This is a genomic window from Pseudomonas sp. ACN8 (assembly GCF_002303925.1).
Lineage (GTDB): Bacteria > Pseudomonadota > Gammaproteobacteria > Pseudomonadales > Pseudomonadaceae > Aquipseudomonas.
Genome location: NZ_MRCS01000003.1, coordinates 61,077 through 83,626 on the forward strand (window position 1 = coordinate 61,077; position 22,550 = coordinate 83,626).

The 22,550-nt window shown below is 58.1% G+C and carries 19 protein-coding genes and 5 pseudogenes; 8 read left to right on the plus strand and 16 right to left on the minus strand.

Annotation, left to right across the window (positions count from 1 at the left end):
* Positions 1–76: 76 nt before the first annotated feature.
* Positions 77–1,585 carry a PLP-dependent aminotransferase family protein gene (locus BSF44_RS02475; RefSeq protein ID WP_095942114.1) on the minus strand — a complete coding sequence of 503 codons (1,509 nt, stop codon included), beginning with the start codon at positions 1,583–1,585 and terminating at the stop codon, positions 77–79.
* Between the two features lie 328 nt (positions 1,586–1,913).
* Between BSF44_RS02475 and BSF44_RS02480 the strand changes: the two genes are divergently transcribed.
* Both BSF44_RS02480 and BSF44_RS02485 read left to right on the plus strand, forming a co-directional pair.
* Positions 1,914–2,786: a DNA/RNA non-specific endonuclease gene (locus tag BSF44_RS02480; RefSeq protein ID WP_095942115.1), complete on the plus strand. Its 873-nt coding sequence runs from the start codon at positions 1,914–1,916 to the stop codon at positions 2,784–2,786.
* 140 nt (positions 2,787–2,926) lie between these two features.
* Complete coding sequence (locus BSF44_RS02485) at positions 2,927–5,050, plus strand: TonB-dependent siderophore receptor (protein ID WP_095942116.1); 2,124 nt, start codon at positions 2,927–2,929, stop codon at positions 5,048–5,050.
* Between the two features lie 71 nt (positions 5,051–5,121).
* On the opposite strand, the gene BSF44_RS02490 is transcribed toward BSF44_RS02485, so the two are convergent.
* From BSF44_RS02490 to BSF44_RS02505, 4 genes are all read right to left on the minus strand, one after another.
* The gene (locus BSF44_RS02490; RefSeq protein ID WP_095942228.1) at positions 5,122–5,583 is read right to left on the minus strand and encodes a thiol-disulfide oxidoreductase DCC family protein; all 462 of its coding nucleotides are present in this window, start codon (positions 5,581–5,583) and stop codon (positions 5,122–5,124) included.
* Between the two features lie 50 nt (positions 5,584–5,633).
* Positions 5,634–5,840, minus strand: a complete 207-nt coding sequence (locus BSF44_RS02495) for a co-regulatory protein PtrA N-terminal domain-containing protein (RefSeq protein ID WP_095942117.1) — start codon at positions 5,838–5,840, stop codon at positions 5,634–5,636.
* 82 nt (positions 5,841–5,922) lie between these two features.
* Positions 5,923–6,576, minus strand: a complete 654-nt coding sequence (locus BSF44_RS02500; protein WP_095942118.1) for a hypothetical protein — start codon at positions 6,574–6,576, stop codon at positions 5,923–5,925.
* Between the two features lie 276 nt (positions 6,577–6,852).
* Positions 6,853–7,131, minus strand: coding sequence for a DUF2790 domain-containing protein (locus tag BSF44_RS02505; RefSeq protein WP_095942119.1), 279 nt, complete (start codon positions 7,129–7,131; stop codon positions 6,853–6,855).
* Positions 7,132–7,644: 513 nt separating this feature from the next.
* Between BSF44_RS02505 and BSF44_RS02510 the strand changes: the two genes are divergently transcribed.
* A complete protein-coding gene (locus BSF44_RS02510; protein WP_095942120.1) occupies positions 7,645–8,361 on the plus strand; it encodes a class I SAM-dependent methyltransferase in 717 nt (238 codons plus the stop codon).
* A 118-nt stretch (positions 8,362–8,479) separates the two neighbouring features.
* On the opposite strand, the pseudogene BSF44_RS02515 reads toward BSF44_RS02510, so the two are convergent.
* The 9 genes and pseudogenes from BSF44_RS02515 to BSF44_RS02550 all read right to left on the minus strand — a co-directional run.
* Positions 8,480–8,989 (minus strand): annotated as a pseudogene (locus tag BSF44_RS02515) (NAD-dependent epimerase/dehydratase family protein); the annotation flags it as partial.
* Between the two features lie 107 nt (positions 8,990–9,096).
* Complete coding sequence (locus BSF44_RS02520; RefSeq protein WP_095942121.1) at positions 9,097–9,474, minus strand: c-type cytochrome; 378 nt, start codon at positions 9,472–9,474, stop codon at positions 9,097–9,099.
* Between the two features lie 129 nt (positions 9,475–9,603).
* Positions 9,604–9,753: pseudogene (locus BSF44_RS02525) on the minus strand (cysteine hydrolase); the annotation flags it as partial.
* A 1-nt stretch (position 9,754) separates the two neighbouring features.
* Positions 9,755–9,997: pseudogene (locus BSF44_RS30590) on the minus strand (DUF6632 domain-containing protein); the annotation flags it as partial.
* Between the two features lie 48 nt (positions 9,998–10,045).
* Positions 10,046–10,579, minus strand: a complete 534-nt coding sequence (locus tag BSF44_RS02535; RefSeq protein ID WP_095942123.1) for an AAA family ATPase — start codon at positions 10,577–10,579, stop codon at positions 10,046–10,048.
* Between the two features lie 259 nt (positions 10,580–10,838).
* Positions 10,839–11,189: a BON domain-containing protein gene (locus tag BSF44_RS02540; protein ID WP_095942124.1), complete on the minus strand. Its 351-nt coding sequence runs from the start codon at positions 11,187–11,189 to the stop codon at positions 10,839–10,841.
* Positions 11,190–11,445: 256 nt separating this feature from the next.
* Positions 11,446–12,420, minus strand: a pseudogene (locus tag BSF44_RS30960) (methyl-accepting chemotaxis protein); the annotation flags it as partial.
* Between the two features lie 282 nt (positions 12,421–12,702).
* Positions 12,703–13,011 (minus strand): annotated as a pseudogene (locus BSF44_RS30965) (PAS domain-containing protein); the annotation flags it as partial.
* A 334-nt stretch (positions 13,012–13,345) separates the two neighbouring features.
* Positions 13,346–14,683, minus strand: a complete 1,338-nt coding sequence (locus BSF44_RS02550; protein ID WP_095942126.1) for an MFS transporter — start codon at positions 14,681–14,683, stop codon at positions 13,346–13,348.
* Between the two features lie 228 nt (positions 14,684–14,911).
* Between BSF44_RS02550 and BSF44_RS02555 the strand changes: the two genes are divergently transcribed.
* Positions 14,912–15,478: a nucleotidyltransferase family protein gene (locus BSF44_RS02555; protein WP_172435294.1), complete on the plus strand. Its 567-nt coding sequence runs from the start codon at positions 14,912–14,914 to the stop codon at positions 15,476–15,478.
* 57 nt (positions 15,479–15,535) lie between these two features.
* Complete coding sequence (locus tag BSF44_RS02560) at positions 15,536–15,697, plus strand: DUF2986 domain-containing protein (protein ID WP_095942127.1); 162 nt, start codon at positions 15,536–15,538, stop codon at positions 15,695–15,697.
* 108 nt (positions 15,698–15,805) lie between these two features.
* Here BSF44_RS02560 and BSF44_RS02565 read toward each other — a convergent pair whose 3' ends face one another.
* Positions 15,806–17,128 (minus strand): DUF1329 domain-containing protein, encoded by a 1,323-nt coding sequence (locus BSF44_RS02565; RefSeq protein WP_095942128.1) that lies wholly within the window; start codon positions 17,126–17,128, stop codon positions 15,806–15,808.
* Positions 17,129–17,420: 292 nt separating this feature from the next.
* On the opposite strand from BSF44_RS02565, the gene BSF44_RS30595 reads away from it, so the two are divergent.
* Together BSF44_RS30595 and BSF44_RS02575 are read left to right on the plus strand one after the other, a co-directional pair.
* Positions 17,421–17,651: a hypothetical protein gene (locus BSF44_RS30595; RefSeq protein WP_095942129.1), complete on the plus strand. Its 231-nt coding sequence runs from the start codon at positions 17,421–17,423 to the stop codon at positions 17,649–17,651.
* 190 nt (positions 17,652–17,841) lie between these two features.
* Entirely contained in the window at positions 17,842–20,748 is a 2,907-nt protein-coding gene (locus tag BSF44_RS02575) for an EAL domain-containing protein (RefSeq protein WP_095942130.1), read from the plus strand.
* Here BSF44_RS02575 and BSF44_RS02580 read toward each other — a convergent pair.
* Complete coding sequence (locus BSF44_RS02580) at positions 20,679–21,938, minus strand: MFS transporter (RefSeq protein WP_095942131.1); 1,260 nt, start codon at positions 21,936–21,938, stop codon at positions 20,679–20,681. The genes BSF44_RS02575 and BSF44_RS02580 overlap by 70 nt on opposite strands.
* A gap of 134 nt (positions 21,939–22,072) precedes the next feature.
* On the opposite strand from BSF44_RS02580, the gene BSF44_RS02585 reads away from it, so the two are divergent.
* Positions 22,073–22,531, plus strand: a complete 459-nt coding sequence (locus BSF44_RS02585; RefSeq protein ID WP_095942132.1) for a helix-turn-helix domain-containing protein — start codon at positions 22,073–22,075, stop codon at positions 22,529–22,531.
* The last annotated feature ends 19 nt before the right edge of the window (positions 22,532–22,550 follow it).

The window sequence follows — 22,550 nt, forward strand, 5'->3', positions numbered from 1 at the left end:
CGCAGCCTTTATCGCGCCAGTCAGGAACTCTCGATAGATCCATTATCAGTTAATTCATAAGACCACTTGCCTTGGATCAAGTGGCCGGTTGCAGGTAGCCCATTTCGTCCAGGGCCTGGGCCAGCGCTTCGACACGCGCTTCGGCCTGGTCCTCCGGGGTGCTGGCAAAGCCGATCAGCAGCGCCGGCGGCAAGACATGTTCGACGCAGTAGTCGCTCAGGGGATAGGTATGAATGTCATGCCGGCCGAGTTCCCTGGCAAGGGCGTCGTCATCGAGATGCGCGGGTAACCAGGCGATCAGGTGCATGCCGGCTTCCACCGGCGTGATCCTGAAGAAAGTCCCCAGCCGTTTCTGCAGCTGTTCGACCAGTGCCTGCTGGCGAGCCTGGTACAGGGCGCGCATTCGACGAATATGGCCGAGAAAGTGGCCTTCGCGCATGAAGTCCGCCGTGACGGCCTGGAGCAGTGTGGGCGGGCTGCGATCCATGACCGCCCGCAGGGTGCAGAAGGGCTCGATCAAGGCGTTCGGCAGTATCACGTAACCCAGTCGTAGCGAGGGGAAGAGCACCTTGCTGAAGGTTCCGGCATAGATGACCCGGGCCCATTGGTCCATGGCATAGAGTGCCGGCAGGGGACGCCCGTTGTAGCGAAACTCGCTGTCGCAGTCGTCCTCGATGATCCAGCTTTGATTCTGGGCGGCCCAGTCGATGAGTTCCTGGCGCCGCCCATAACTCATGGTGACGCCCAGGGGATGCTGACGCGAAGGTGTGGTAAACACCAGGCGGGCGTCAGGACACACAGCCAGGCCTTGCCGGACATCGATCCCCTGTTCGTCGATACGCAACGGCACGACCCGGCCACCTTGGGCCTGGAGCGCAATGCGCGCCGCGATATGCCCCGGATCCTCCATCCAGAAACTGTCCTGCGGATTGAGCAACAGCATGCCCAGCAGGTTGAAGGCTTGCTGGGCGCCGGACACGATGACCACCTGATCGGCACTGCAATCAATGCCCCGGGCATCGAAGACGTACTCGGCAATCGCCTCGCGCAGGGCCAGCAATCCCTGTAGTTCGCCATAGCCGAGCATGGCCTTGGTGGGTTTGTGCAGGTGGCGGTTCAACAGGCGCTTCCAGACCGATTGGGGGAACGCATCGTAGGCGCAGTGGCTGGGCAGGAACGAGGTAGGGCTCCCGGTCGCCCAGCCGGCATAGGAAACACCGCGGAAATGATCGCTGCGCAACGACAGCATGGACTGGCTCAAGTCGGACAGGCGAGGGGGCTGGCGCTTGTGCTCATCGTCATCGATACTGCGGTTTTCCCACTCATGGCCGACATAGGTCCCGGCCCCGGTCCGCGACGTCAGAAAACCTTCGGCAATCAGTTGATCGAACGCATTGAGAATGCTGATTCGCGACAGCTGCAGCTCCTTGCTCAGGGTCCGGGTGGACGGCAGGCGCACGCCTCCCTGAATCCTGCCACCGAGGATCTGTTTGCGAATCTGCAAGTAGAGTTGGCGGTACAAGGGGATGGAACTGGCACGGTCCAGCTCGATACCTGACAACAACAAACCTGCGGAGGATTTCATTTTTGGTTCGTCTGGATGAAGTGTGGTTTGGCCTGAATTGCCGTCAGGCACCCGGGTGCGAAAGGGTATCGAGGGGTGCTGGATAAGTCATCCACCACAGCGTCACAATGATAGGGCTGCTGAGTACGGCATTGCACTAACCGATCTTGTCATGGTCCATACACCTCGCTCGACCCTCGGCCGTCGTACCCACCGGCCCGCATCGATAACTTGATCAAGGACAGCGAAAGCATGAACGCCGCCACATAGTCAGTAACGCCCTCCACCCGGTTCCGTGAATCGGGCCCGCCGTACGTTTACCCCTCAATTCCTTTCGAAGATTTAACCCATGTACCTACGCAAAATTGCAGTTGGGCTGTCGGCCCTTGTTTTGCTCTCGTCCGGGGCACAAGCCCGCAGTCTGCTGGACATCCTCAAGCCACCCACCGCGCAACATGAGCAAACGTCCCGCTCCGGCTCGATCAGCCGGAACGCGGCACTGGACCTCTATTCAAGCAAACAGAAACAGGCCTCGTTTGATGGCTGCGCCGATCTGTTCCCGGCAGCGAAACCGATCAACACGGCCACAGTGCCTGCATCGATGAAACCCCTGGCGCTGTGTTCCGACAACTTCGCGGTGCTGTACTCGCAAACCAGCAAGACCCCGCTGGTGGTGGTCGAGCGCCTGAATGCCGCCCAGTTGCAGGATGCCAAAGGGGAGGAGCGCACCAATCAATTCTACCCGGACCCACGCATTCCCAAGGGAGGGCGCGCCGAGTTGAGTGACTACCGCAGCCAGCATCCGGCCGTGGACCGTGGCCATCAATCCCCGGTAGCCGATGCCCCGAGCCCCAAGGCCATGGCCCAATCCTTTGCGCTGTCGAACATGGTGCCGCAAGACCCGACCAACAACCGCAAGATCTGGAGCAAGGTCGAGTCTGATGTGCGCAAGTTTGCCAAGCGCGCCGATGGCAATGTGTTTGTCTTCACCGGCCCGCTCTTTGATCCCGGCTACTCGACCATCGGAGACAACCAGGTCTGGGTGCCGAGCCGCCTGTTCAAGTTGGTATACGACGCATCGTCCAAACGTGCCTGGGCCTACGTGCTGCCTAACGCAGAAACCCGTATTCAGAAACCCATGGACTATGAAACGTTCGTGAAGAGTACCGGGCTCAAGCTGCTCGGGAACCTGCCCGTCACCGGTTCGGCCGGGCGTACCTGATGGCTGGATGAGCAGCGCCCCCAAAACCTGCACCCTCGACCAAATGGAACAATCGTTCTTATTTACGCATAGGAATGATTTTTATTTACTTACAAAAGATAATCGTTATTATTCGCGCGATAATTCATACAAAGGTGTCCATGGTGGCTCGATCGCGCATTTACCCAGCCTCTCTGTCTTTGCTGGGTGTTCTGGTTGTACCTGATCTACAGGCAGAAACGGAGTCTGCTCTAACCCTACCGGCAACCGCTGTGAACAGTGAGTACAACGAGCTGAGTTACATGCCGACCGAGAGCAGGAGCGCACTGAAGATCGATGCTCCGCTACGTGATATCCCGCAAACCGTCAACGTGGTTCCCCAGAGCGTCATCAAGGATCAGGGGGCACGGTCGATGGAGGACGTGCTGAAGAATGTCCCTGGTATCGGACTGTCCAATGGTGACGGACAGCGCGACCAGGTCACCATCCGTGGATTCAGTGCCATTGGCGACATGTATGTCGACGGCATTCGTGACGATGCGCTGTATTTCCGGGATCTTTCCAATGTCGAGCGGGTGGAAGTGATCAAGGGGCCGGCTGCGGTGCTCTATGGCCGCGGCTCTTCGGGGGGCCTGATCAACAGCATCAGCAAGGCACCCAACTTCGCACCCAGGCAGGAGGTCGGCGTCAGTGTCGACAGCGAGGGCGAAAAACGCACTCAGTTCGATGCCGGTTGGGCCGATCAGCAGCACGGCGATAAGGCCTTTCGTGTGACAGGCGCACTGGAGAACAGTGACACCTACCGGGATGACGGCTACACCGACCGCAAGGCCATCGCGCCTTCGGCCTACTTCAAGCTTTCGGATGATCTGGAACTGAACCTGGGCGCTACCTATCTGTATGACAAGCGTCTGATCGACTTCGGCATCCCGGCATTCGGCGACCGTCCGGTCGATGTGGACCGCGACAAGCGCTTCGGTGCCGCCGACCCGGATGATGACTACACCCGCAGCGAAGTGTTCTCGTTCACGGCGGGTGTCGATTACCGCATCAATGACGACTTCACCCTGAGCAATACCAGCCGCTACTACCACTACGACCTGGATCGCAACAACACACTGGCTGACTCCAGCCCGACACGTTTCGTCACTGCGCCCAATGGTGAGCTGCTGGTGAAACTGAACCGCGGCAACGTACAGCGCAAGGAAGACGGCTGGTTCAACCAGACCGAGCTCAAGCAGCGCGCCGTGCTCGCCGGGATGAATCATAACCTGCTCTATGGTGTGGAACTGGGGCGCCAGGTAAAGGATCAGTCCGTATTCAACCAATCCAATGTGGCCAGGGTGCCGGTGTACCGCGATGGCCTGGTCGACGTGCCGTTCCAGGCCAATCGGCAAACCGCCAAGGGCACCAACACCCAGGACACCGCCGGCTTTTACGTGCAGGACATGATCGAACTGGCACCACAGTGGAAGGCTCTGTTGGGTGTGCGTTATGACGTATTCAACCAGGAGTACGCCGATGACCTGACGCACAGCGAACTGTCCCGCACCGATACGACCTGGAGCCCGCGAGTCGGCCTGGTCTACCAGCCTGATCAAGTGCAGTCCTATTACGTGTCGGTGAGCCGTTCCTATCAACCCTCCGCCGAGATGTTCGCCCTGAGTACGACGAACCAGGACCTTGAACCAGAGGAGACCACCAACTTCGAGATCGGCGGCAAGTGGGACCTGCTCGATAATCGCCTGGCGTTGACGGCGGCGCTGTTCCGCCTGGAACGCACCAATATGAAAACCAGCGATCCGGCGAACCCGACCAAGCTGGTGCTTGCGGGTGAGCAACGCACCGATGGCCTTGAGCTGACCGCCAGCGGTCAGTTGAGTGACAAATGGCAGGTCTATGCCGGTTACGCCTTTCTGGATGCCGAGATCACCAAGTCCAACAGCTTTACCAATGGTGTCGCCAACGAAGGCCAGGTACCCACCTTGACGCCGCGCCACAGCGCCAACCTGTGGCTGGTGCGTTCGCTGACCCAAACCTGGCGTGTGGGCATGGGGGCCAACTATGTCGATGATCGCTATACCGCGCTGGACAACAATGTGGTCATGCCGGCTTACACAACCGTGGATGCCGCGCTGCTGTACAACGAGCCGAAATGGGACATGGCCCTGCGGCTGCGCAACGTTTTCGACAAGGACTATTACGCTTCGGCGCATGGTTCAGTGGATCTGATCACACCCGGTGCTCCACGGACGCTGGAGCTGAGCACCAACTATCGCTTCTGAGTGCAGACCTGAAGTACAGGCGCCCGGCATTGTCGGGCGTTTGTTTGGGGGGATTGCCCCTGAAGGGATAGTCAGTTTCTCAGGGGGGGCGCTTTCAAAAAACGCTGTTCATGATCAGGGTCCGGCAACAGGCAGGAGTCGTATTTCCCGAAGAGCCGATAACGATTAAGCGCAATGCGGTCGTATGCCCAATCTCGAAGCTTGCGAGGGACGATGCGCAACAGGTTCACAGGGCGCCAGAGTGCGGGAAGCAGGGCGATGATTTCGAAAAAAGCTTGCGAACGCTCCCAGTAGCGTCGATCGCGGATCACCAGCATGGTGTGGAATTGATCCACGGGCAAACCTGCCCACGCAAGCAAAGCCTGCCCCTCGGGTGACTGAACCGTCGCCAACCGCAAGCGCCGCTGGCGGTCATGGCGAATCAAGAACCTCACCCAGCCATTGCATAGCTTGCAGACACCGTCGAACAAGACCACGGTCTCTCCTGGCTTGAGCAGTGGCGCGGGGGAGGGGAGGATTTGCGAGGCGTCCATTTGAGCCTTGAGGCCGCACATTTCAGTTAGCCGAGGGGACGCTATACAGGTCAGCCTTTGACGCGGTCGGTTGCCTTGGCCTTGCTTTCAGCGACAGCGCCTTCAGTCTTCTGTTTCTGCGCGACCTGGTAGGTTTCCATCGAGACTTTCCGGGCCGCTTCCATGCGTGCGAAGGTCTTGTCACCGCCGCCTGTGGCCATGGCCAGAGAAGAAGCGGTCAGAGCGGCAATAACGAAGAGAGTTTTCATGGATTTCATTTGGGTATCCTCAGATGAGATGTTGATAACAGCTAAAACGTGATTCATTTACTGACGCTGAACGTCCTTGTTCAACCTGGCTTCACCATCCAGCCAGGGCAGCGTTTCCTGGTGACCAGGTGCCTTGTTCCATGCGCGCTTGAGCGTCTCTGCTTTTTGCCCAGGCAGTGAGCAGTACCATCGCCCCGAATCCACCGACGATGAGCACCGGATAGGCGGCCAGCAACTCCACCAGCGAGTACTTCCAGGCCAGCGGACGACCCACACCGAGCATGGCGGCATAGAACCACGACACGGCCGAGAGGGCGCCGGAGAACAGCGCCAGCATGCGCAGGCTGAAGGAAAGTTTGAGCAACGAACCGGCTTTTTTCAGCGCCGGCAATACAGCGCTATGCAACAGGAAACCGTTAAAGGTCAACAGCACAACGATGCCGATTTTGGCTTGCAATTTTGGATTGAGGAAATACTCCATCCCTTTGCCGGCATAATCGATCCCGACAATGCCAATGCCCGTAATCCAAAGCGCTACAAGTGCAAGTGATACGGTTTTTTGAAGGCTTTCCATGTGCGCGTCATCGTGGTGACCTGACGCATCCCCCTTCAGGAGTTGCTTGACCATTGCAATGTCACTGGTCAAAACCAGTCCGATTGCCACACAGCAGGCGATAAGATGAAAATATACAACGCCCAAACGCACATATTCCACGGTGGACGAAGAGAACATACTAAGTTCCATGGTTGCCTCTTGATTGTAATGGTGAATCAATTGACTCTCAGCACGGCTTGATTGGAGTTTGCCGCTGCTGATTTCAATTAATATCCAGCAATTACTATTAATTAATCTTGCGACATGACGCCGCCAAGATAACGGTGAGTTTCTCGAATGAACTTTTAGTCATTCGATGATGTCCATTTTCAGGTAACAAAAAACATCATCCGCACTGAGTGCATATGAGGTTTAACTTCCGCTTCTGGGGGGCAGACGAGGCCCGGAACGCTATCGACGAGTTGATCAGACAATGCTGGCGGGGTTGGCCGGGCTTGCGCCCCATTCGAGGAAACGAATCTTGTGAACCTCGCCCTCGCTGTCTTCGTAGACCAGGGTCACCGGCACTATGCCGGTCTTGTCGGATGTATCGGTGCGCTGCAGTACCTGCTTCACATCGATGTCCATTCCGTAGTGGTAATCGACGGCCGAAACATGCGCGCCGGGCTCTTGCAGGCCGTTCTGGTCGAAGACGCTTGGTGCGAGACTGGAAATCACGGCACTGACAATTGTGGCCATGCTCATTAGGCTGTACCTCTGCTGAAGTTCGCTTGACGGGGACCTAATGTGACACGTCGAGAAGGTGAAGTTCACTTTACCGCGACGAACGCGCCCGCCTGAAAAGCCTGTAGTGGCTGCAAACTCCCGGCAATTCCCCGCGCTTGACGCCTCTCGACCATTCGTCCTTTAAACCCCGTATTTGTTGGTCAAAGTCCATTTTTTGAGGGAGGTCATGACATGTCATGATGGATTTTCACGCAAGGTGAATCCGTGTTTCAACTCAGTCGGCTGAGTCCTCGCGATGCGAACGCCTGCTATCTTGCCACGGGAGAAATGTCGGATATTGGACGGATACTGCCCTTTGGCGAGAGGCAGAAAACGACCCAAAGTTGACTGTCGACAAACAGCTGAATCCGCTCAAGCAAACAGCAATTTTTTGCTCCATGCATTCCTTGCAGGAATACGCCACATAAAATTAATGAATTTTTATTATTGCTGTGTCTGGCGTAGCTTGATTTCAGGACATGGAGAACCGCCTTGAAATCATCCCCTCTAAACTCAGCTGAAAAATTTGATACCTCACGAGCCAATGAGTACGGACGACAGAGCCGTATTGCACTAGCTGGATATGACGCCTGCCAAGACTTGGCTGCGTGCATGTTGGCGGCAAGCCTGGGCAATACAAGTTCGGCAAAAATACTTGTAGTTGGCGCTGGCGGTACGGCGCAGGAAATTGTTGCTATGGCCAAGCTTGAGCCGGGTTGGCGCTTCACGGCGGTTGATCCATCCGAGCCGATGTTGGAGGCTGCGAAGCAGCAATTAGAGGCAAACAAACTGCTTGAAAGAACGACCATGCATCCTGGGCAAGTTGAAGACCTGGCAGCAGACGAGTCATACGACGCAGCGACCTTGATTGGTGTACTCCATCATCTCGATGGAGATGAAACCAAGCGACAAATTTTACGATCCATTCGAGCTCATCTAAAACCGGGTGCGCCGCTGATTGTCGCGGGGAATCAATACGCATATGCCAGCCAGCCGTTACTGCTTGCGGCTTGGGGGCAGCGGTGGCGGCAGCATGGAGCCAGCGCGGATGAAGTGAAGGTCAAGCTTGGGAAAATCCTTCAAGGTGCTGACCCTCCACATTCCGAGGCGGCGGTTCAAAAACTCTTGCATGACGCCGGATTTGGAGACGCTACCCGTTTCTTCAGCAGCCTTTTCTGGGGGGCGTGGTTGACGTGCAAAGTGGTCTGAACTTGGCTTCGAATGACTGCTTCTGGCCGATTCTGTTGAAAACAGTCGCTCTGCCCAAACTGCCTGATCATTGACTGGTTAAAACGTTTTTTTTTGCACGCTGCTACGAGAAATCCGAGATTGCCGAGGGCAACACTGCGACCATCGGCAGGTCACAGGCCTGGGCGGTTTCCCAGGCCGCGCGTTCAGAGAGGATTTTCGAGCGGTAGTACGGGTTGTCCTGGTCGTTGTTCCAGCTGCTTTCATCCAGGTGCTGGCCGTTGTGTCCCACCGCTGCCACGGAGCTCACATAGACCACGCGCCGGACCCCGGCCTCTGCCGCGGCCCGTAGTACATTGCGCGTGCCTTGTACGTTGACGTCGACGATCTCGGCCTGCGGGTTCCTCGCCCAGTGCTTGAACACTGCCGCTACTTGATACAGCACGTCCACCCCTTGCAGGGCTTGGCGCAGGGAGTCAGGGTCCTGCAGTTCGGCGCGTACCACCTGGCAGTCGAGCCCGTTCAGGGCTGCGCTTCGCTGCGGGTCACGGACCCCGGCGCGCACCTGTTGCTCCCGGGCGAGCAGTGCCCGGATCAGGGTGTTGCCCAGATGCCCATTGGCACCGGTGACCAGCGATAACGTATTCATGGATTGCCTTATCCGCTGACGGCGGAACCTGAAATGGACAAGGCAGGGTAGGGGTTGCCCCAAGGGGCAGAGTCAAGCGCTGGCGTCAGGACCAGGCACTTTGAAGATCATCGTTTTTGTGAAATCACACCACTCATGTATTGATTCAAATCGCGCAGATCCTTAACGCTCCATGAGTGCGGCGATAGCTTTACTCCATTCTCACGCAAGGTTCTTGGAATCAAGTCGCCATTTGGGCGAAGTATTATCGAAGAGACAATCACGCCCGGATAATCATTCAATCGCTTTTTGAAAGCGGACGTTGTCAGATCAGGCGTAGGCGGATTGCTTTTTTTGGCCAGTGGTCCTGTTGCCTTGAGACCTGTTCCGTGGCACATGCTGCATCGCTGTAGATAGAGATTTTTTCCATTGGCATTATCCGCGAAGGCCAGTGAAGTTTGAGTCAGCGATAAAATTCCTAGCGAAGCGATGAATAGTATTTTCATTGTTTTTATCTTCCTTGATGGGCTCAGCGTCGATCGGACGCGATCTGGTGCGCGGGAAAGATATCAGCCGTCGCGTCGGCCCCCAAGCGGTCTGATCGACCCTTGGCTTGGGTCGATCAGGGGAGTGTCCTAAAAACTCCATTCCTTAGCCTGGACGACTCGGCAGAATGGCCCCGCCAAAGTTGCATTGTGGTGGGCAATGATGGCCTCTGCTTTAAGCGTTGGAGTATCAGAGCAGGTATGCCCATCGGCGATGAGTACAGCATCGAAGCCCAAATCGCCCCATTTGCCCCGGCTGGGTGACCGTCTGGACGGCCATGATTGCTCCGTGTATGGCGCTGGGCCACACGATGAACCAGATCAGGCTCAGATTGGCTAATGGATCACGTGCGGCCAGGATCAAGAACACGCCAAGTGTGGCGTAGATGCCAACGATCATCATCGGGTAGTCCGAGTGACCGACGTGCCAGGCCCAGCCGGACGGCCAGAACAACATAAGAGGGTAGAGAGCAAGGCACGCGAGCCGGTGCCTCTATAGAATCTTAGGTGTCGAGTGCCGCTGTCCACCTATTCAAGACAGGTTTGAGGGCATTGGGGGCAAGTTATCAAGAAATACGGCAATCTGCCGGCGATGCCGCAAGTGCACCGTAGGAATCTGAAGGCCCAAGGCCAGACGCACCGCCTCGATACCTGGGCGGTAGCCTCGATCGAAATTCCATACGAAGCTCAGAAAGGTAAAGAACGCTCGGTCGAGCTTCTCTTTACAACCTGCTGCAAGGTCGGACCGAGGGCGATTCAATATGCCGCGCATGATCACCCGGGTGAAACAGGTGAGTCGCGGTGTATCGAGCCAGATGATCAGGTCGGCACGGGGCAGGCGAAGATCGAAGGTACGCCGGGCATAATTGCCTTCGCAAATCCAGGCAGTCGGTGCGATCGCTTCGCTGACCCGTGCGCGGAACTGCTCGGCGTCGGGCTCGACCCAGTCGGGCTCCCAGAACAGTGTGTCCAAGTGCACTACGGGCAGGCCAAGGCGCTTACCGAGGGCGCGGGCGAGGGTAGATTTGCCGCTACCAGCATTGCCCAGAATTACAATCCGTTGCATGGTCGGACTTCCTGTCGCGAAAATAGCCGGCAATTGTGCAGGTTTCGAGGGCATTAGTTAAAGGCTAAAGATATCAATCTCGGACGCATACGTTTTGCTGCGCAAACCATGGCCGACTTTCTCAACAGAATCGGCCATAGGCAGCCAGTCGCAAATGTCCACGAAACCATGGGCGATTAACTCTGGGGTACACAGGCATTCAGCTTCCCTCCGCCCTCGGTTCCCGACCGGGGGCGCGGCGCCTACAAAGTTGCCATTATCATTTGTCGTCCTTCCTTGTCGACGATTGTGGTCGGCGGTCAGTGCTCTCTTCGGCATTGGGCGCTTCTGGAAAACTCCCTGGCGTGAACACATGGGTCTGCAGGTCGCTGGCATCGACGTCGGCGACACCATGAACCGAACGGGCCAGACCAATGGCCTGTTCACACTGTCTATGAGTGTTGACGCGACCGCTTAACTCCACTTTGCCCGCATGGGTTTTGACATTGATATGCAGGCTAAGGGTCGGATCGGAAAATGCCAGGGCCGACTTCACCTTGGCGGTAATCCATGCATCGTGAACGGCCATTTCCAGACCATGAGAGTAATGCTGGAAGGAGTGAATTTTCATGGCTGAACCCTCTCTCGCGTAATCAGACGTACTGTCCATCCCATTTGCTGTGCTGCCCAGTGCCTGTCAGGTGAACGCTATGGATACCTGGTTGGTTTTGGAGCGCTCGCCACGCAGACATTGACAGACATTAATTATAGTACGGCCGTTGCCTGCGGTCAGAGCGCTGTCCCCGTGAACGTTCGCCTTTGCGCCAGGCGCAACACCTACAAAGGGCCTGTTGCCCGAATGCAATAGGGTCAACAGGCGCCAATGGCTATCGGCTGAAACGTTCGGCCAGGCTGTGCAGGTAATCGGCCATGACTTCCAGATCCTGGCTGATGGCGGCACCTTGCTTGGCCTGCCCGGCACTGTGATCGCACAGTTGGGCAATGCGGGTGATCTGTTGATTGATGTCTTCAGCCACGTGACTTTGTTCTTCAGACGCCGAGGCCATCTGCTGGCTCATGCCGGTTATCCGGGTGACGGCCTGGCTGATGCCGACCAACGCCGACTGCACCGCCTCGACACTTTGCATGCTTTCGCGGGAAATCTGCTCGCCACGATTGGCCGTAGATACAGCGCGATCGGCACCGACATACAGTGAAGCGATGATGCCGTGGATCTGTTCGGTGGAGGTGCGGGTGCGTTGTGCAAGGGAACGCACCTCGTCGGCAACCACGGCAAAACCGCGTCCTTGCTCGCCGGCCCGGGCCGCCTCGATGGCGGCATTGAGCGCCAGCAGGTTGGTCTGTTCGGCAATGGAGGTGATGACGTCCACGACACTGCCGATCGATTGCGTTTCGCTCGCCAATGCATTGACCGCCTGGCCAATCTCGTTGACTGCCTCGTGCATGGTTTTCATGGCGCTCAGGCTTTGCCGGGCCAGTTCACTGCCGTCACGGGTCAACTGGTCAGCCTCCGAGGCGGCATGTGCGGTGCTGATGACGTTTTGCGTGACCTCCTGAATGGTGGCGGCCATCTGTGAAATGGCGGCGGCAGACTGATCGGTTTCACTGCGCTGGCGATCCAGCGACTGCGCCTGGGAACCTGAAAGCTCGGATGACTGCGCCGCCTTGGCCTTGACGTTGACCCCGGCATCGACGAGCCGGCTCAGGGCTGTCTGCAGGCGCGCTTCCTCACTGACCATGGCCATGTCCAGTTGCCCCTGGGGGCCGTGATTATCGCTATAGGTGAGTGCGACCAACGGATCGGAAAAGGCTTTCGGATGCTCGGCCAGGGTGCGCTCGATGACCCTGCGATTTCGGGACTCGATCAGGTACCAGGCAACACCAAGGCTCGCGACCAGGAGCCCTTGTGCCGCTGTTTGAGGTAGCCACTGACTCCCCAGCAGTGAAACCCCGCCAGCCATCAATATTGGCCAACCCTGTTGCAGTGGCCGGAAAATCCGTGCGTTCAGCGAAACGATCGGCTTGCCGGCCCGCATCCTTGAATAGAGCGCTGATGCCCGGCGGACCTGGTCGCGGCTGGGCACCGAGCGGACCGACTCGTAACCACTCATGCGTCCGTTTTCATAGATGGGCGTGACGTAGGCACTGACCCAATAGAAGTCACCATTTTTCGAGCGGTTTTTAACAATACCCATCCAGGGTTTGCCTTGCTTGATGGTGTGCCACATATGCACGAATACCCCGGGTGGCATGTCGGGATGTCGAACCAGGTTATGGGTCTGACCAACCAGTTCGTCGTAGGTGAAGCCGCTGATGGCAACAAAGGCGTCATTGCAGTAAGTGATTCGGCTATCCAGATCGGTCGTGGAGATCAATCGCTGTTCGGTGGAGAAAACTCTTTCATGCTCGGTTACGGGTAAATTCACACGCATACACTGCGACCCCTCGAATTATTATTTTGCTGAGCATATAAATCGCAAAGGCGCCCAGTTGTAGCGCCAACTGGGCCTGGCATCAAATCGCGGGATTCAACGCGTGGGCCCGAAGAGGAATTTATGGACGGGGGAGGCGGTGGACCCTTCATTCGACGACAATTTCTTTTCATTTCATGACAAGTCGGCGATATCAAAGTGGAATCATGACTGTAGCCAGCTTTGAGTCGCGCTGCGCATGATCACCGGGTCCAGCAGACGAGTGGCTGTGTGTCGAGCTATATGATGAGGCCGGCCCGAGGTCGAAGGTTCGCCGGGCCGGCTCGTTCGTGTTTCAGGCGGATGCGCCTACGCCTTCGGCTTTCTCCTGCGACGCAACGTCATGCAGGGAAATCCTTGAAGTCTCCGGTAATGCCAGCCCGCCCGCCAATGCGAGCAATGCAATCGCGATCAGATAGAACGCCGGCGACAGGTTGCTGCCGGTGGTGCTGATCAGCCACGTCGCTACCAGCGGCGCGGTGCCGCCGAACAGGGTGTACGCCATGTTGTAGGTAATCGCCGAGGCGGTGTACCGAGTACGGGTAGGGAAGGTTTCCGAGAGCAAGGCCGCGGTGACCACGCCACACAACACCGCGCCAATCGCCAGGAGCATGACGCCGACGATGGACGCGGCGAACGAACCGGAGCTGGCCATCAGGAACGATGGATACACGACCACGATCAACAGCGCGCAAGCGGTCATTACCGTGATCCGACGCCCGACCCGGTCCGAATACAGCCCGGCCAGCGGGCAGATCGCCGCAGCGAACAGCAATGCAATCAGTGACACCAGCAAGGCTGTGGCGCGACTCAGGCCACCGGCGACTTGCAGGTAGGTCGCGAAGTAGGTGGTGAACATATAAAACGAGAGTGCCGTGAGTGACACAAAAGCGCCCAGGCAACAGATCGCCGCACCATGGTTGCGCAAAGTTTCCTTGAGAGGAGAGTGTGCGACAGCGTGTTCCTGAGTCACCGCCTGGAATGCCGGTGTCTCATCGAGCTTCCAGCGCAGGTAAAGCCCCACCAGGCCCAGGGGCGCGGCAATCAGGAACGGCAGGCGCCAACCCCAGCTCCCCATTGCTTCGGCCGACAATGAAGCCTCGAGCGCGTAGGCCACCACGGCGGCCGCGGCGAAGGCGGAAAATGTCGACACCGGAATGAAGCTGCCATACCAGGCGCGTTTATCACTCGGTGCATGCTCCATCAGGTAGGCACAGGCACCTGCGTATTCCCCCCCGGCGGAAAAGCCCTGGGCGCAACGGATTAGGGACAGAAGAATCGGCGCCATGACCCCGATCGCCGCATACGTGGGCAGCAGACCGATCAAGGTCGTGGCACCGGCCATCAGCAGGATGGTCATCGCGAGGGTGCGCTTGCGGCCGATCCGGTCGCCCAGCATGCCGAAGAAAATCCCGCCAAGGGGCCGAAACGCAAAGGCCACGGCGAACACCGCAAAGGTCTTGAGCAGCGCGGCACTGGCATCGCCGCTGGGGAAGAATTGTTGGGCGATGGTCGTGGCCAAAAAGCCGTAGACGGCAAAGTCGAACCACTCGACGAAATTGCCGATCCCGGCGGCCACAATCACTCTTCTCAGCGTTTGTGGGCTGACTTGTTCCATAGTTGCGCTCGTCATGCTTGACCTCGACAGTTCGTCAGTAAGCTATCGATTATCGGGGCTGGCCCTGAGGTGGCTCACTTCAAAAGTGTCATCCACATAGTCAGTACCGACTTCATGCCGTTGAGTCAGGCAGGATTCGCGCCAGATTGGCCGAGGGAGAGAAAAGGGCGATTTTTTCGTAAATTTGAAAAGCGTTGAGGGTATTGTCGGTCGCAGGGATCAGATCAATCAGAAGGGATGAAGATGACATTGACTGCCGAAAGCCTGCTCAGGATCGCAATGGCCAATCCGGTAAACGCAGAAATTTCCGCTCGCTTGCCTGAGCTCGGTTTGAACCAGTGCATGCTCACGGCCGGTTGCCTGTTCCAGGCCGTCTGGAATCATCAGGCACAGCGCCCGCCGGAGTGGGGCGTGAAGGATTACGACGTCTTTTACTTCGATGATGACCTGTCGTGGGAAGCCGAGAATGAGGTCATCCAATCAGGTCAGCGTCTGTTCCGCGACCTCGACGTGAACATTGAGTTCAAGAATCAGGCTCGCGTCCACCTATGGTACGGCCAGCGCTTTGGCGGGGACTATCCAAGGCTACAGTCGGCAAAAGACGGGATTGACCGCTACCTGGTTGCCGGCACCTGCATAGGCCTGGATATCGAAACTGGCGAGGTCTATGCGCCCAACGGCCTGGCCGACATAGAGCGCGGGCTGCTTCGAATCAATCCAAGGAATCCGAAGCCGGAGCTGTTCGATCAGAAGGCGAAAAGTTATCAGGCTCGTTGGCCCTGGCTCAGGATCGTGGAACACCAACGTTGAATCGGGCCAGTAAATTTAGCTGGTATCATTCAAAAATTACTGGCTGAGTAGAACAACATGAACCGTCAAAAAAAACTGAAGCAGCTGTTCAAGGCAAAGGCCAAAAAGGCCAGTGCCAAACTGGCACCGAAAAGCAAACCTAAATACATTTGTAAAGCCGACCGATTGAAGCTGGCGACTGAATCCAGTCATGCCCCAGTCATTTGCGCTGAGAGCTGATCTTTGTAGCTCGCGCACCACTCGAAAACTCAAGCCCCTGGTTCTTTAGAACCCGGGGCTTTGTCTTGTATCGGTCATGCATCATCGATGCGTTGCATCACGGCAGACCTAGCGGATACCGGCACCCGCCATGGACTCAGGCACCCACTGCGCCGTCGATAGCGGCTCGATGTAGCGGATGCCGCCATGCGGGCCCACCACGCCGTTGATGTTGTAGGTGCCTTTGGACAGGTCGTAAGTCATGAAAGGGGTGGCGTCCGGGACCTGCTGGTCGTAGCTCTGGCTGAAGAACGCGAAGGAGCCACGGTACAGCTGGCCACGGGTGTCGTACTGATCGGAGGCCACCGCGGCCCAAGTGTCTTCATCCAGGTAAAAGCGACGCTTCTGGTAGATGTGCTTCGCCCCGGGCTTGAGGTTGCCCTCCACGACGTAGACCCGGTGCTTTTCCCAGCGTACGAAGTCCGGGGCAACGAAGTTGGGCGTGGTCAGCGACTTGGCGGCGCGGGCGTAGGTGAGTTTGTACGTGTTGTAGGGCACGATCATTTCCTGCTTGCCCACCAGTGTCCAGTCGTACAGTTCCAGCGCACGGGCAGTACCGGGGTTGGGGGTGTCGTAGGCCAGGATCGAGATCTGTTTGACGCGGCGCTGGGCAGGCATGTACTGCCAGGCGCGGCCAGGGAACTGCGTCGGGTTGGTGGCGTTCTTGAGCATGATCGACTCGCCGGCTCGGCGCGCAGGTCCGGTATAGGACAGTTTCAACTGATAGTAGATGTCGGAGCTGTTGAACGGCTTCGACAGGTTCTCGTAGATCGGGAAGGAGATGAATGCTTCGCCGGTGACCGCCAGGCTCGGTACGCCCGCCGTGTCGACGCTCCAGGAGTCGTACTTGGAATGGATGTTGACGCCCTGGTAGCGCAGCAGGAAATTCCACATCGCTTCGGCGCCGGACTGCGGGATCGGGAAAGGCACCCCGGGCATCACATTGTCGATGGCGATCCCGCCGTTGAGGGACCTGGCATTGGTGGCATTTTTGCGGCTGTTGTCCAGTATCGCCTGTGGCAGCGATGCCGTGCGGTGGGTCGGGTAGACGTCGATGCGAAAGTCGGGGTAGCGCTTGGCTAATGCCACCGTGGTGGCGGTCAGCATGCTTTTGTACGCGTCGACGTTCCTGCCGTTGATCACCAGCAACGGTTTTTCGCCCGCAAAGGGGTCCGGCCGCATGCTGTCGCCGGTCTTGAAGCTGGAGGGGGCCGTGGTCAGGCCGCCGTTGTAGGGCGGTATGGAACCATCGGCATTACCGGCCTTTTCGGCTCCCACCCACGTCAGGCTGGTGCCCAGCCGGGTGGCTTCCTGGTTCGATACATAGGCTTGGGCATCGATGGCCAGCGCCATGAGGGGGACAGCAGCCAGAAGACTTTTCACGAATTTCATATTGTTATTCTCCTGCCTGGCGTACCAGGCAACTCGTGACTCAGGCGCAGCGTCGCTTACGTCGACTCATCGCCAGAGACCTTTTCAGTTCTGCCATTAGATAGCCCCCGTATCAGGGGCGCTTTTCATTTGACGACAGCCCCTTGGCTATTGATGACAGGCCTGAGTTGCCTCGGCGCGCACCCGATGGGGAGAGCGACCATCACTTGATTGTATTTCTCAAAGGAATCATCGGGTTACTGAATGGTCATAGCCATGACCCTTCCATACTTCCAACGTTTAGGACGTTCTTATGAATCGCGCAGCAATCTTGATCGTGGCCATTTCCAGCGCCGTCTTGTTGGGAGGCTGCGGCCCGCATTGGGATGACGGAGAACGGTACGGCCGATATCACGATCATGACCATCGACGTGGTTACGACCAGAGAGGGGACGATGATCGAGGTTATGACCGTGACTATGATCGTCGTGACTATGATCGCGACCACCGTCGCTACCGTGATCGCGATGACAACGACGACTGATACGTTAGCTTCGAGTGATAGACGCCAGGTCTGGACAACACAGCGAATAATTTGCAGCCCGTCTCATACCTGGCACTAAAGTGAACAAAATCATTGAAAAAAACCGCCATAAGCTTTAAACGGAAAGCCAAATGGCACATTGCAAGCAATCAGCCAGTGAGTTTCAGCAGTTTTGGCTCAGGGAGCGCTGATGAGTTTTCGTACACTGACCGGCTCCCCGCGGCAATCGAGCAATGACGCAGTTGCCGCATTTCACTCCCCAGGGAAGCCGGATACTGTCGGCAGGGTTTGCGCCGGCAACGACGACAGGATCGGACAACTGCTGGACTCGGCGCGCAACTGGGCCCATACCACCGCTTGGGCGTTTTACCGCGCCGGTGAACAGTTGCATCGGGTTGGCCAGGGAGACCCACGGGTACATTGGCCTTTAAGCGTTGCGAATGATGAGTTTGAAGCCTTTTGCCTGGCTTCGAACCTGCACCGCTGGCCCACCGGCAGGGGCGAAAGTGAGCTGGGTTGGCTGCTCGCGCCAGCCGCCGATGCCGCGGAACCGGCGCTTGCTGAACTTGCCCAGCGCCTGGGCATTGAGCTACAGACCAATACCCTGGCCCGTGCGCAGATCACTCAGCGTGTGCTGTATGAAATCACCTATCTGGCCAGCTCGACCCGTGACCGGTCAGAGTTTCTGGTGGGGGCTCACCGGCTGCTGGCCAGTCTGATCGACGCCGAGAACTTCTATCTCGCGTTGTATAACCCGCACACTGGCAAGATCGACTACCCGTATTACGTCGACATCATCGACGTTGATGCCCTGGAATCCGAAAACTACGAATACCTTGATCCTTCGCGCCTGTCGCTGACGGGCCAGGTGTTGACCTCCGGCCAGCCGTTGCTGATCGATGCCGCCGGTATTCTCGCGGCCCAGGCCGAGAACCGTTTCCACTGCGTGGGTGATCGTCCCGAGTTCTGGATGGGCGCGCCGTTGAAAAATGCCTCGGACGAGGTGTTTGGCATGCTGGCGATGCAGGTCTACGACGTTTCTCGCATCTACAGCGCCGAAGACCGCGCGCTGTTCCTGGTGGTCGCACGCCACGTGGCCATGGCGCTGGACCGGATTCTGCACCGGGAGGACCTGGAAGAAACGGTGTTGCGTCGCACCCTGGAGCTTTCGGCAGTCAACGACGCATTGCGCCAGGAGGTCGCAGACCGGGAGCGCGCCGAACATCTGCAAAGCGCGCTGTTCCAGATTGCCGAACTGTCGAGCCAGCCGGGTGACATGACCGAGTTGTTCCAGACCCTGCATGGCATCGTCGGTGATCTGCTGTTCGCGCAGAACTTCTACATTGCGCTCTTTGACGTCTCGACCGGCGAAGTGACGTTTCCCTATTACGTGGATGAACGCCAGACCACTTGCCCGGCGGCACGCCGAGGGCGCCGGGGCTTGACCGAGTACGTCATCCGTCAGCGCCGCCCTTGCCTGATTGACGTCGGTGAAGCTGAGCGATTGTCCGCGCAGGGTGAAATCGAAATTGCCCAGGAGTCCGTGCGTTCCTTCTCCTGGCTGGGCATACCCTTGTTCGAAGACGACGCGGTACGTGGTGTGCTGGCGGTGCAGAGCTATACCTCGCAGGTGCGCTATACCCTGCGTGACCAGGAACTGCTGACATTCGTGTCACGGCACATAGACACCGCGCTATCGCGACGCACGGCCGCCGAAGCGATCCACGTCGCCAACCTCAAGCTCGAAGCCCGGGTGCAGAGCCGCACCCGCGAACTCGATCATGCCAATGCCAAGTTGCAGCACGAAAACTCCCACGATGCGCTGACCGGGCTGCCCAATCGCACCTATCTGCAGCAGCGCCTCAACCTGGCCTGGTCACGGTTCGGCAGAGAAGGCGGGCACCTGGCGGTGATGTTCATCGACCTCGACCGTTTCAAGATGGTCAACGACAGCCTCGGCCACCATTTTGGCGATCTGCTGTTGATGCAGGCCGCCCACCGTTTGCGCGGTTGCCTGCGCGGCACCGACATGCTGGCGCGCCTGGGAGGCGACGAGTTTTCGGTGCTGGCTCCCGAGGCGTCGCTGGAGGTGGTGATAGAAATCGCCGAACGGATCCTGGTGGCATTCGATCTGCCGTTCTTCATCAATGGCCATGAAGTTTTTTCGTCCTGCAGTATCGGTATCGTCAGCGCCGACAGTCAGTTTCATCACGAACCCGCCGACTTGCTGCGCGATGCCGATGCGGCGATGTACCGGGTCAAGAGTGCCGGACGCGACAGCTACGCGGTGTTCAACCAGGAAGTGCGCCGTGAAGTCTCGGACCAGGTCGAGCGAGAAGGGGCCTTGCGCAATGCACTCAAACGCACCGACGAACTGCTGCCGTATTTCCAGCCGATCGTCAGCGTCGAAACCGGCGAACTGTTGGCCCTTGAAGCGCTGATCCGCTGGCACCAGCCGGGCGGCCGGGTGATCGCACCGGGCGAGTTCCTGCCGGATGTCGAGGGTTTGCGCCTGATCGGTCGACTGGACCTGTACATGCTCACCAGCATTGCCACGATCCTCGCACAGCCCGAACACGCCGACTGGCCGCCGGTGCACGTCAATTGCTCGAGCTACAGCATGACGCGTCCGGATTTTGCCGCCGAGGTGCTGGCACTGTTGGCGCAGCACCGGGTCTCGCCATCGCGAATCTGCCTGGAGCTGACCGAAGGGGCACTGGTAGCCGAACCGGCGATTGCCCGCCAGACCATGCAGCAACTGGCCGACAACGGCATGACGGTGGTGCTCGATGACTTCGGCGCAGGGTTTTCATCCTTGAGCTATGTGCATCAGTACCGTTTCAGCGGCTTGAAAATCGACAAGTCATTCATCTTCGAACTGACCACCAGCCCCCGCAGTCGCGCGATCGTCCGGGCCATAGTACGGATGGCCGAATCGCTGGACCTGAGTGTGGTGGCCGAAGGCGTCGAGGATCAAGCGACGCTGGAGTTGCTGCGTGAAATAGGGGCAGGGCAGGCCCAGGGTTATCATTTTGCCAAGCCGATGGCCTTGAAGGCACTGTTGGCCAGTTCACTGCTCGGTCCCCGGGGTTGCTGACAAAACCACAGCACGAAGGCCGCTGCACTGATCAAGGCACCCAACAGGCTGACGGCAACCCAGCCCCATAACGCATACACCTGGGTCGCGGCGGCGGCACCTAGTGCGCTGCCCGCCGAGTAAAAGCACATGTAGGCGCCGACCATGCGACTTTGGGCGTCGGGTCGCGCCGCAAAAATCAGGCTCTGGTTGGTGACGTGTACGGCTTGCACCGCGAAGTCGAGCAAGACCACTCCGCCAACCAGCGCGATCAGTGACGACGGTGCAAAGGCGATAGGCAGCCAGGACAGCGTCAGGATCGCCAGCGAAATGCCGGTGACCCGTTGCCCCAGCCCCTGGTCGGCCCAGCGTCCGGATCTTCTGGCAGCAAGCGCGCCGGCGATGCCAGCCAGGCCGAACAGGCCGATGACCGTGTGTGAAAGCGACAGCGGTGGGGCGCTCAACGGCAGCACCATGGATGTCCACAGCACGGAAAAAGCGGCAAAGATCAGCAAGGCCAGCAGCCCTCTGGTTCGCAACACCGGCTCGGTCATGAACAACGTGAAGACCGAGCGGATGAGTGCAGGGTAGGTGTATCGACTGCATGGCGTCACTGCGGGAGGCAAGACTTTCCAGAACACCGCCGCGAGGGTCAGCATCAATCCCGAAGAAACGAAATACACGGCGCGCCAGCCCGCCAGATCGGCGATCAGCCCGGAGGTGAACCGCGCCAGAAGAATGCCCAGGACAATGCCGCTGGTGACGGTCCCCACGGCCTGGCCACGTTGTGACGGCGTTGCCAGCGCGGCGGTGCAGGCCACCAGCACTTGAACCATCACGGCCAGCAAACCCACAGCAATCATGGCGCCCAACAGGGTCAGCCATTGCTGCGCGGCACCGACTCCCGCCAGCGCAATCGCAGACAGCAGCATTTGCGTCAGAATCAGCCCTTTACGGTTCAACAAGTCGCCCAGAGGGACGATGAACAGCAAACCCAGCGCGTAACCGGCTTGAGTCGCCGTCACCACAAACCCGATCATGGATGGGGCAACATCCAGGCTCCGGGCCATTGAGTCGAGCAAGGGTTGGGCGAAGTAGACGTTGGCGACGGCGAGCGCGCAGGTGACCGAAAACAGAAACGTGAGCTGCGCAGAAAGCCCCGAAGCCTGCGCGACGAAAGGATGGGTGGCTGAATCGGTATCTGCTTTCACGTGAGCCTCCGTGGCGCTAAACTGGTTTCAATTAGCAACTTGATTCATTGTTATCGAATCAGGTTTCATATTGCAACCACATTGCTCAAGGCCAGGTGACAGACCTGGCAGTCCTTATCCGAAAGGTAAACACGATGGTCGTAGACCCTACCTCGCAAAACAGCGAATGCCCGGTGGCACGAACACTGGAAGCCATTGGGGATCGTTGGTCGCTCATGATCATTCGCGACGCATTCGACGGCATTCGCCGATTCAGCGAATTTCAGAAAAGCCTGGGGGTGGCCAAGAACATTCTGGCATCACGCCTGAAGACGCTGGTTGAGGTCGGTGTGTTCGACGTTCAACCTGCGTCGGATGGAAGTGCCTACAAGGAATACGTCCTTACAGAGAAAGGACGGGAGATCTTTCCTGTGGTGGTCAGTATGAGGCAGTGGGGAGAACGGTTTCAGTTCACGCGGGAAGAGACGCGTTCGGTGTTGCTGGACAATGCGTACGGCCAGTCCCTGATGCCGATGGAAGTTCGCTCCGCGAGCGGCCAAAAACTTGGACCGTCCGACTGCCACAGAGTGAGGGTGGTTGCCGACGAGTCGTGAATCGAACGGTTGAAGGCGA

Excerpts from the sequence above, each read along its gene's own strand:
- BSF44_RS02475 (WP_095942114.1), bottom strand. The coding sequence starts at position 1,585 with ATGAAATCCTCCGCAGGTTTGTTGTTGTCAGGTATCGAGCTGGACCGT.
- BSF44_RS02480 (WP_095942115.1), top strand. The coding sequence starts at position 1,914 with ATGTACCTACGCAAAATTGCAGTTGGGCTGTCGGCCCTTGTTTTGCTC.
- BSF44_RS02485 (WP_095942116.1), top strand. The coding sequence starts at position 2,927 with ATGGTGGCTCGATCGCGCATTTACCCAGCCTCTCTGTCTTTGCTGGGT.
- BSF44_RS02490 (WP_095942228.1), bottom strand. The coding sequence starts at position 5,583 with ATGGACGCCTCGCAAATCCTCCCCTCCCCCGCGCCACTGCTCAAGCCA.
- BSF44_RS02495 (WP_095942117.1), bottom strand. The coding sequence starts at position 5,840 with ATGAAATCCATGAAAACTCTCTTCGTTATTGCCGCTCTGACCGCTTCT.
- BSF44_RS02500 (WP_095942118.1), bottom strand. The coding sequence starts at position 6,576 with ATGGAACTTAGTATGTTCTCTTCGTCCACCGTGGAATATGTGCGTTTG.
- BSF44_RS02505 (WP_095942119.1), bottom strand. The coding sequence starts at position 7,131 with ATGAGCATGGCCACAATTGTCAGTGCCGTGATTTCCAGTCTCGCACCA.
- BSF44_RS02520 (WP_095942121.1), bottom strand. The coding sequence starts at position 9,474 with ATGAAAATACTATTCATCGCTTCGCTAGGAATTTTATCGCTGACTCAA.
- BSF44_RS02535 (WP_095942123.1), bottom strand. The coding sequence starts at position 10,579 with ATGCAACGGATTGTAATTCTGGGCAATGCTGGTAGCGGCAAATCTACC.
- BSF44_RS02540 (WP_095942124.1), bottom strand. The coding sequence starts at position 11,189 with ATGAAAATTCACTCCTTCCAGCATTACTCTCATGGTCTGGAAATGGCC.
- BSF44_RS02550 (WP_095942126.1), bottom strand. The coding sequence starts at position 14,683 with ATGACGAGCGCAACTATGGAACAAGTCAGCCCACAAACGCTGAGAAGA.
- BSF44_RS02555 (WP_172435294.1), top strand. The coding sequence starts at position 14,912 with ATGACATTGACTGCCGAAAGCCTGCTCAGGATCGCAATGGCCAATCCG.
- BSF44_RS02560 (WP_095942127.1), top strand. The coding sequence starts at position 15,536 with ATGAACCGTCAAAAAAAACTGAAGCAGCTGTTCAAGGCAAAGGCCAAA.
- BSF44_RS02565 (WP_095942128.1), bottom strand. The coding sequence starts at position 17,128 with ATGAAATTCGTGAAAAGTCTTCTGGCTGCTGTCCCCCTCATGGCGCTG.
- BSF44_RS30595 (WP_095942129.1), top strand. The coding sequence starts at position 17,421 with ATGAATCGCGCAGCAATCTTGATCGTGGCCATTTCCAGCGCCGTCTTG.
- BSF44_RS02575 (WP_095942130.1), top strand. The coding sequence starts at position 17,842 with ATGAGTTTTCGTACACTGACCGGCTCCCCGCGGCAATCGAGCAATGAC.
- BSF44_RS02585 (WP_095942132.1), top strand. The coding sequence starts at position 22,073 with ATGGTCGTAGACCCTACCTCGCAAAACAGCGAATGCCCGGTGGCACGA.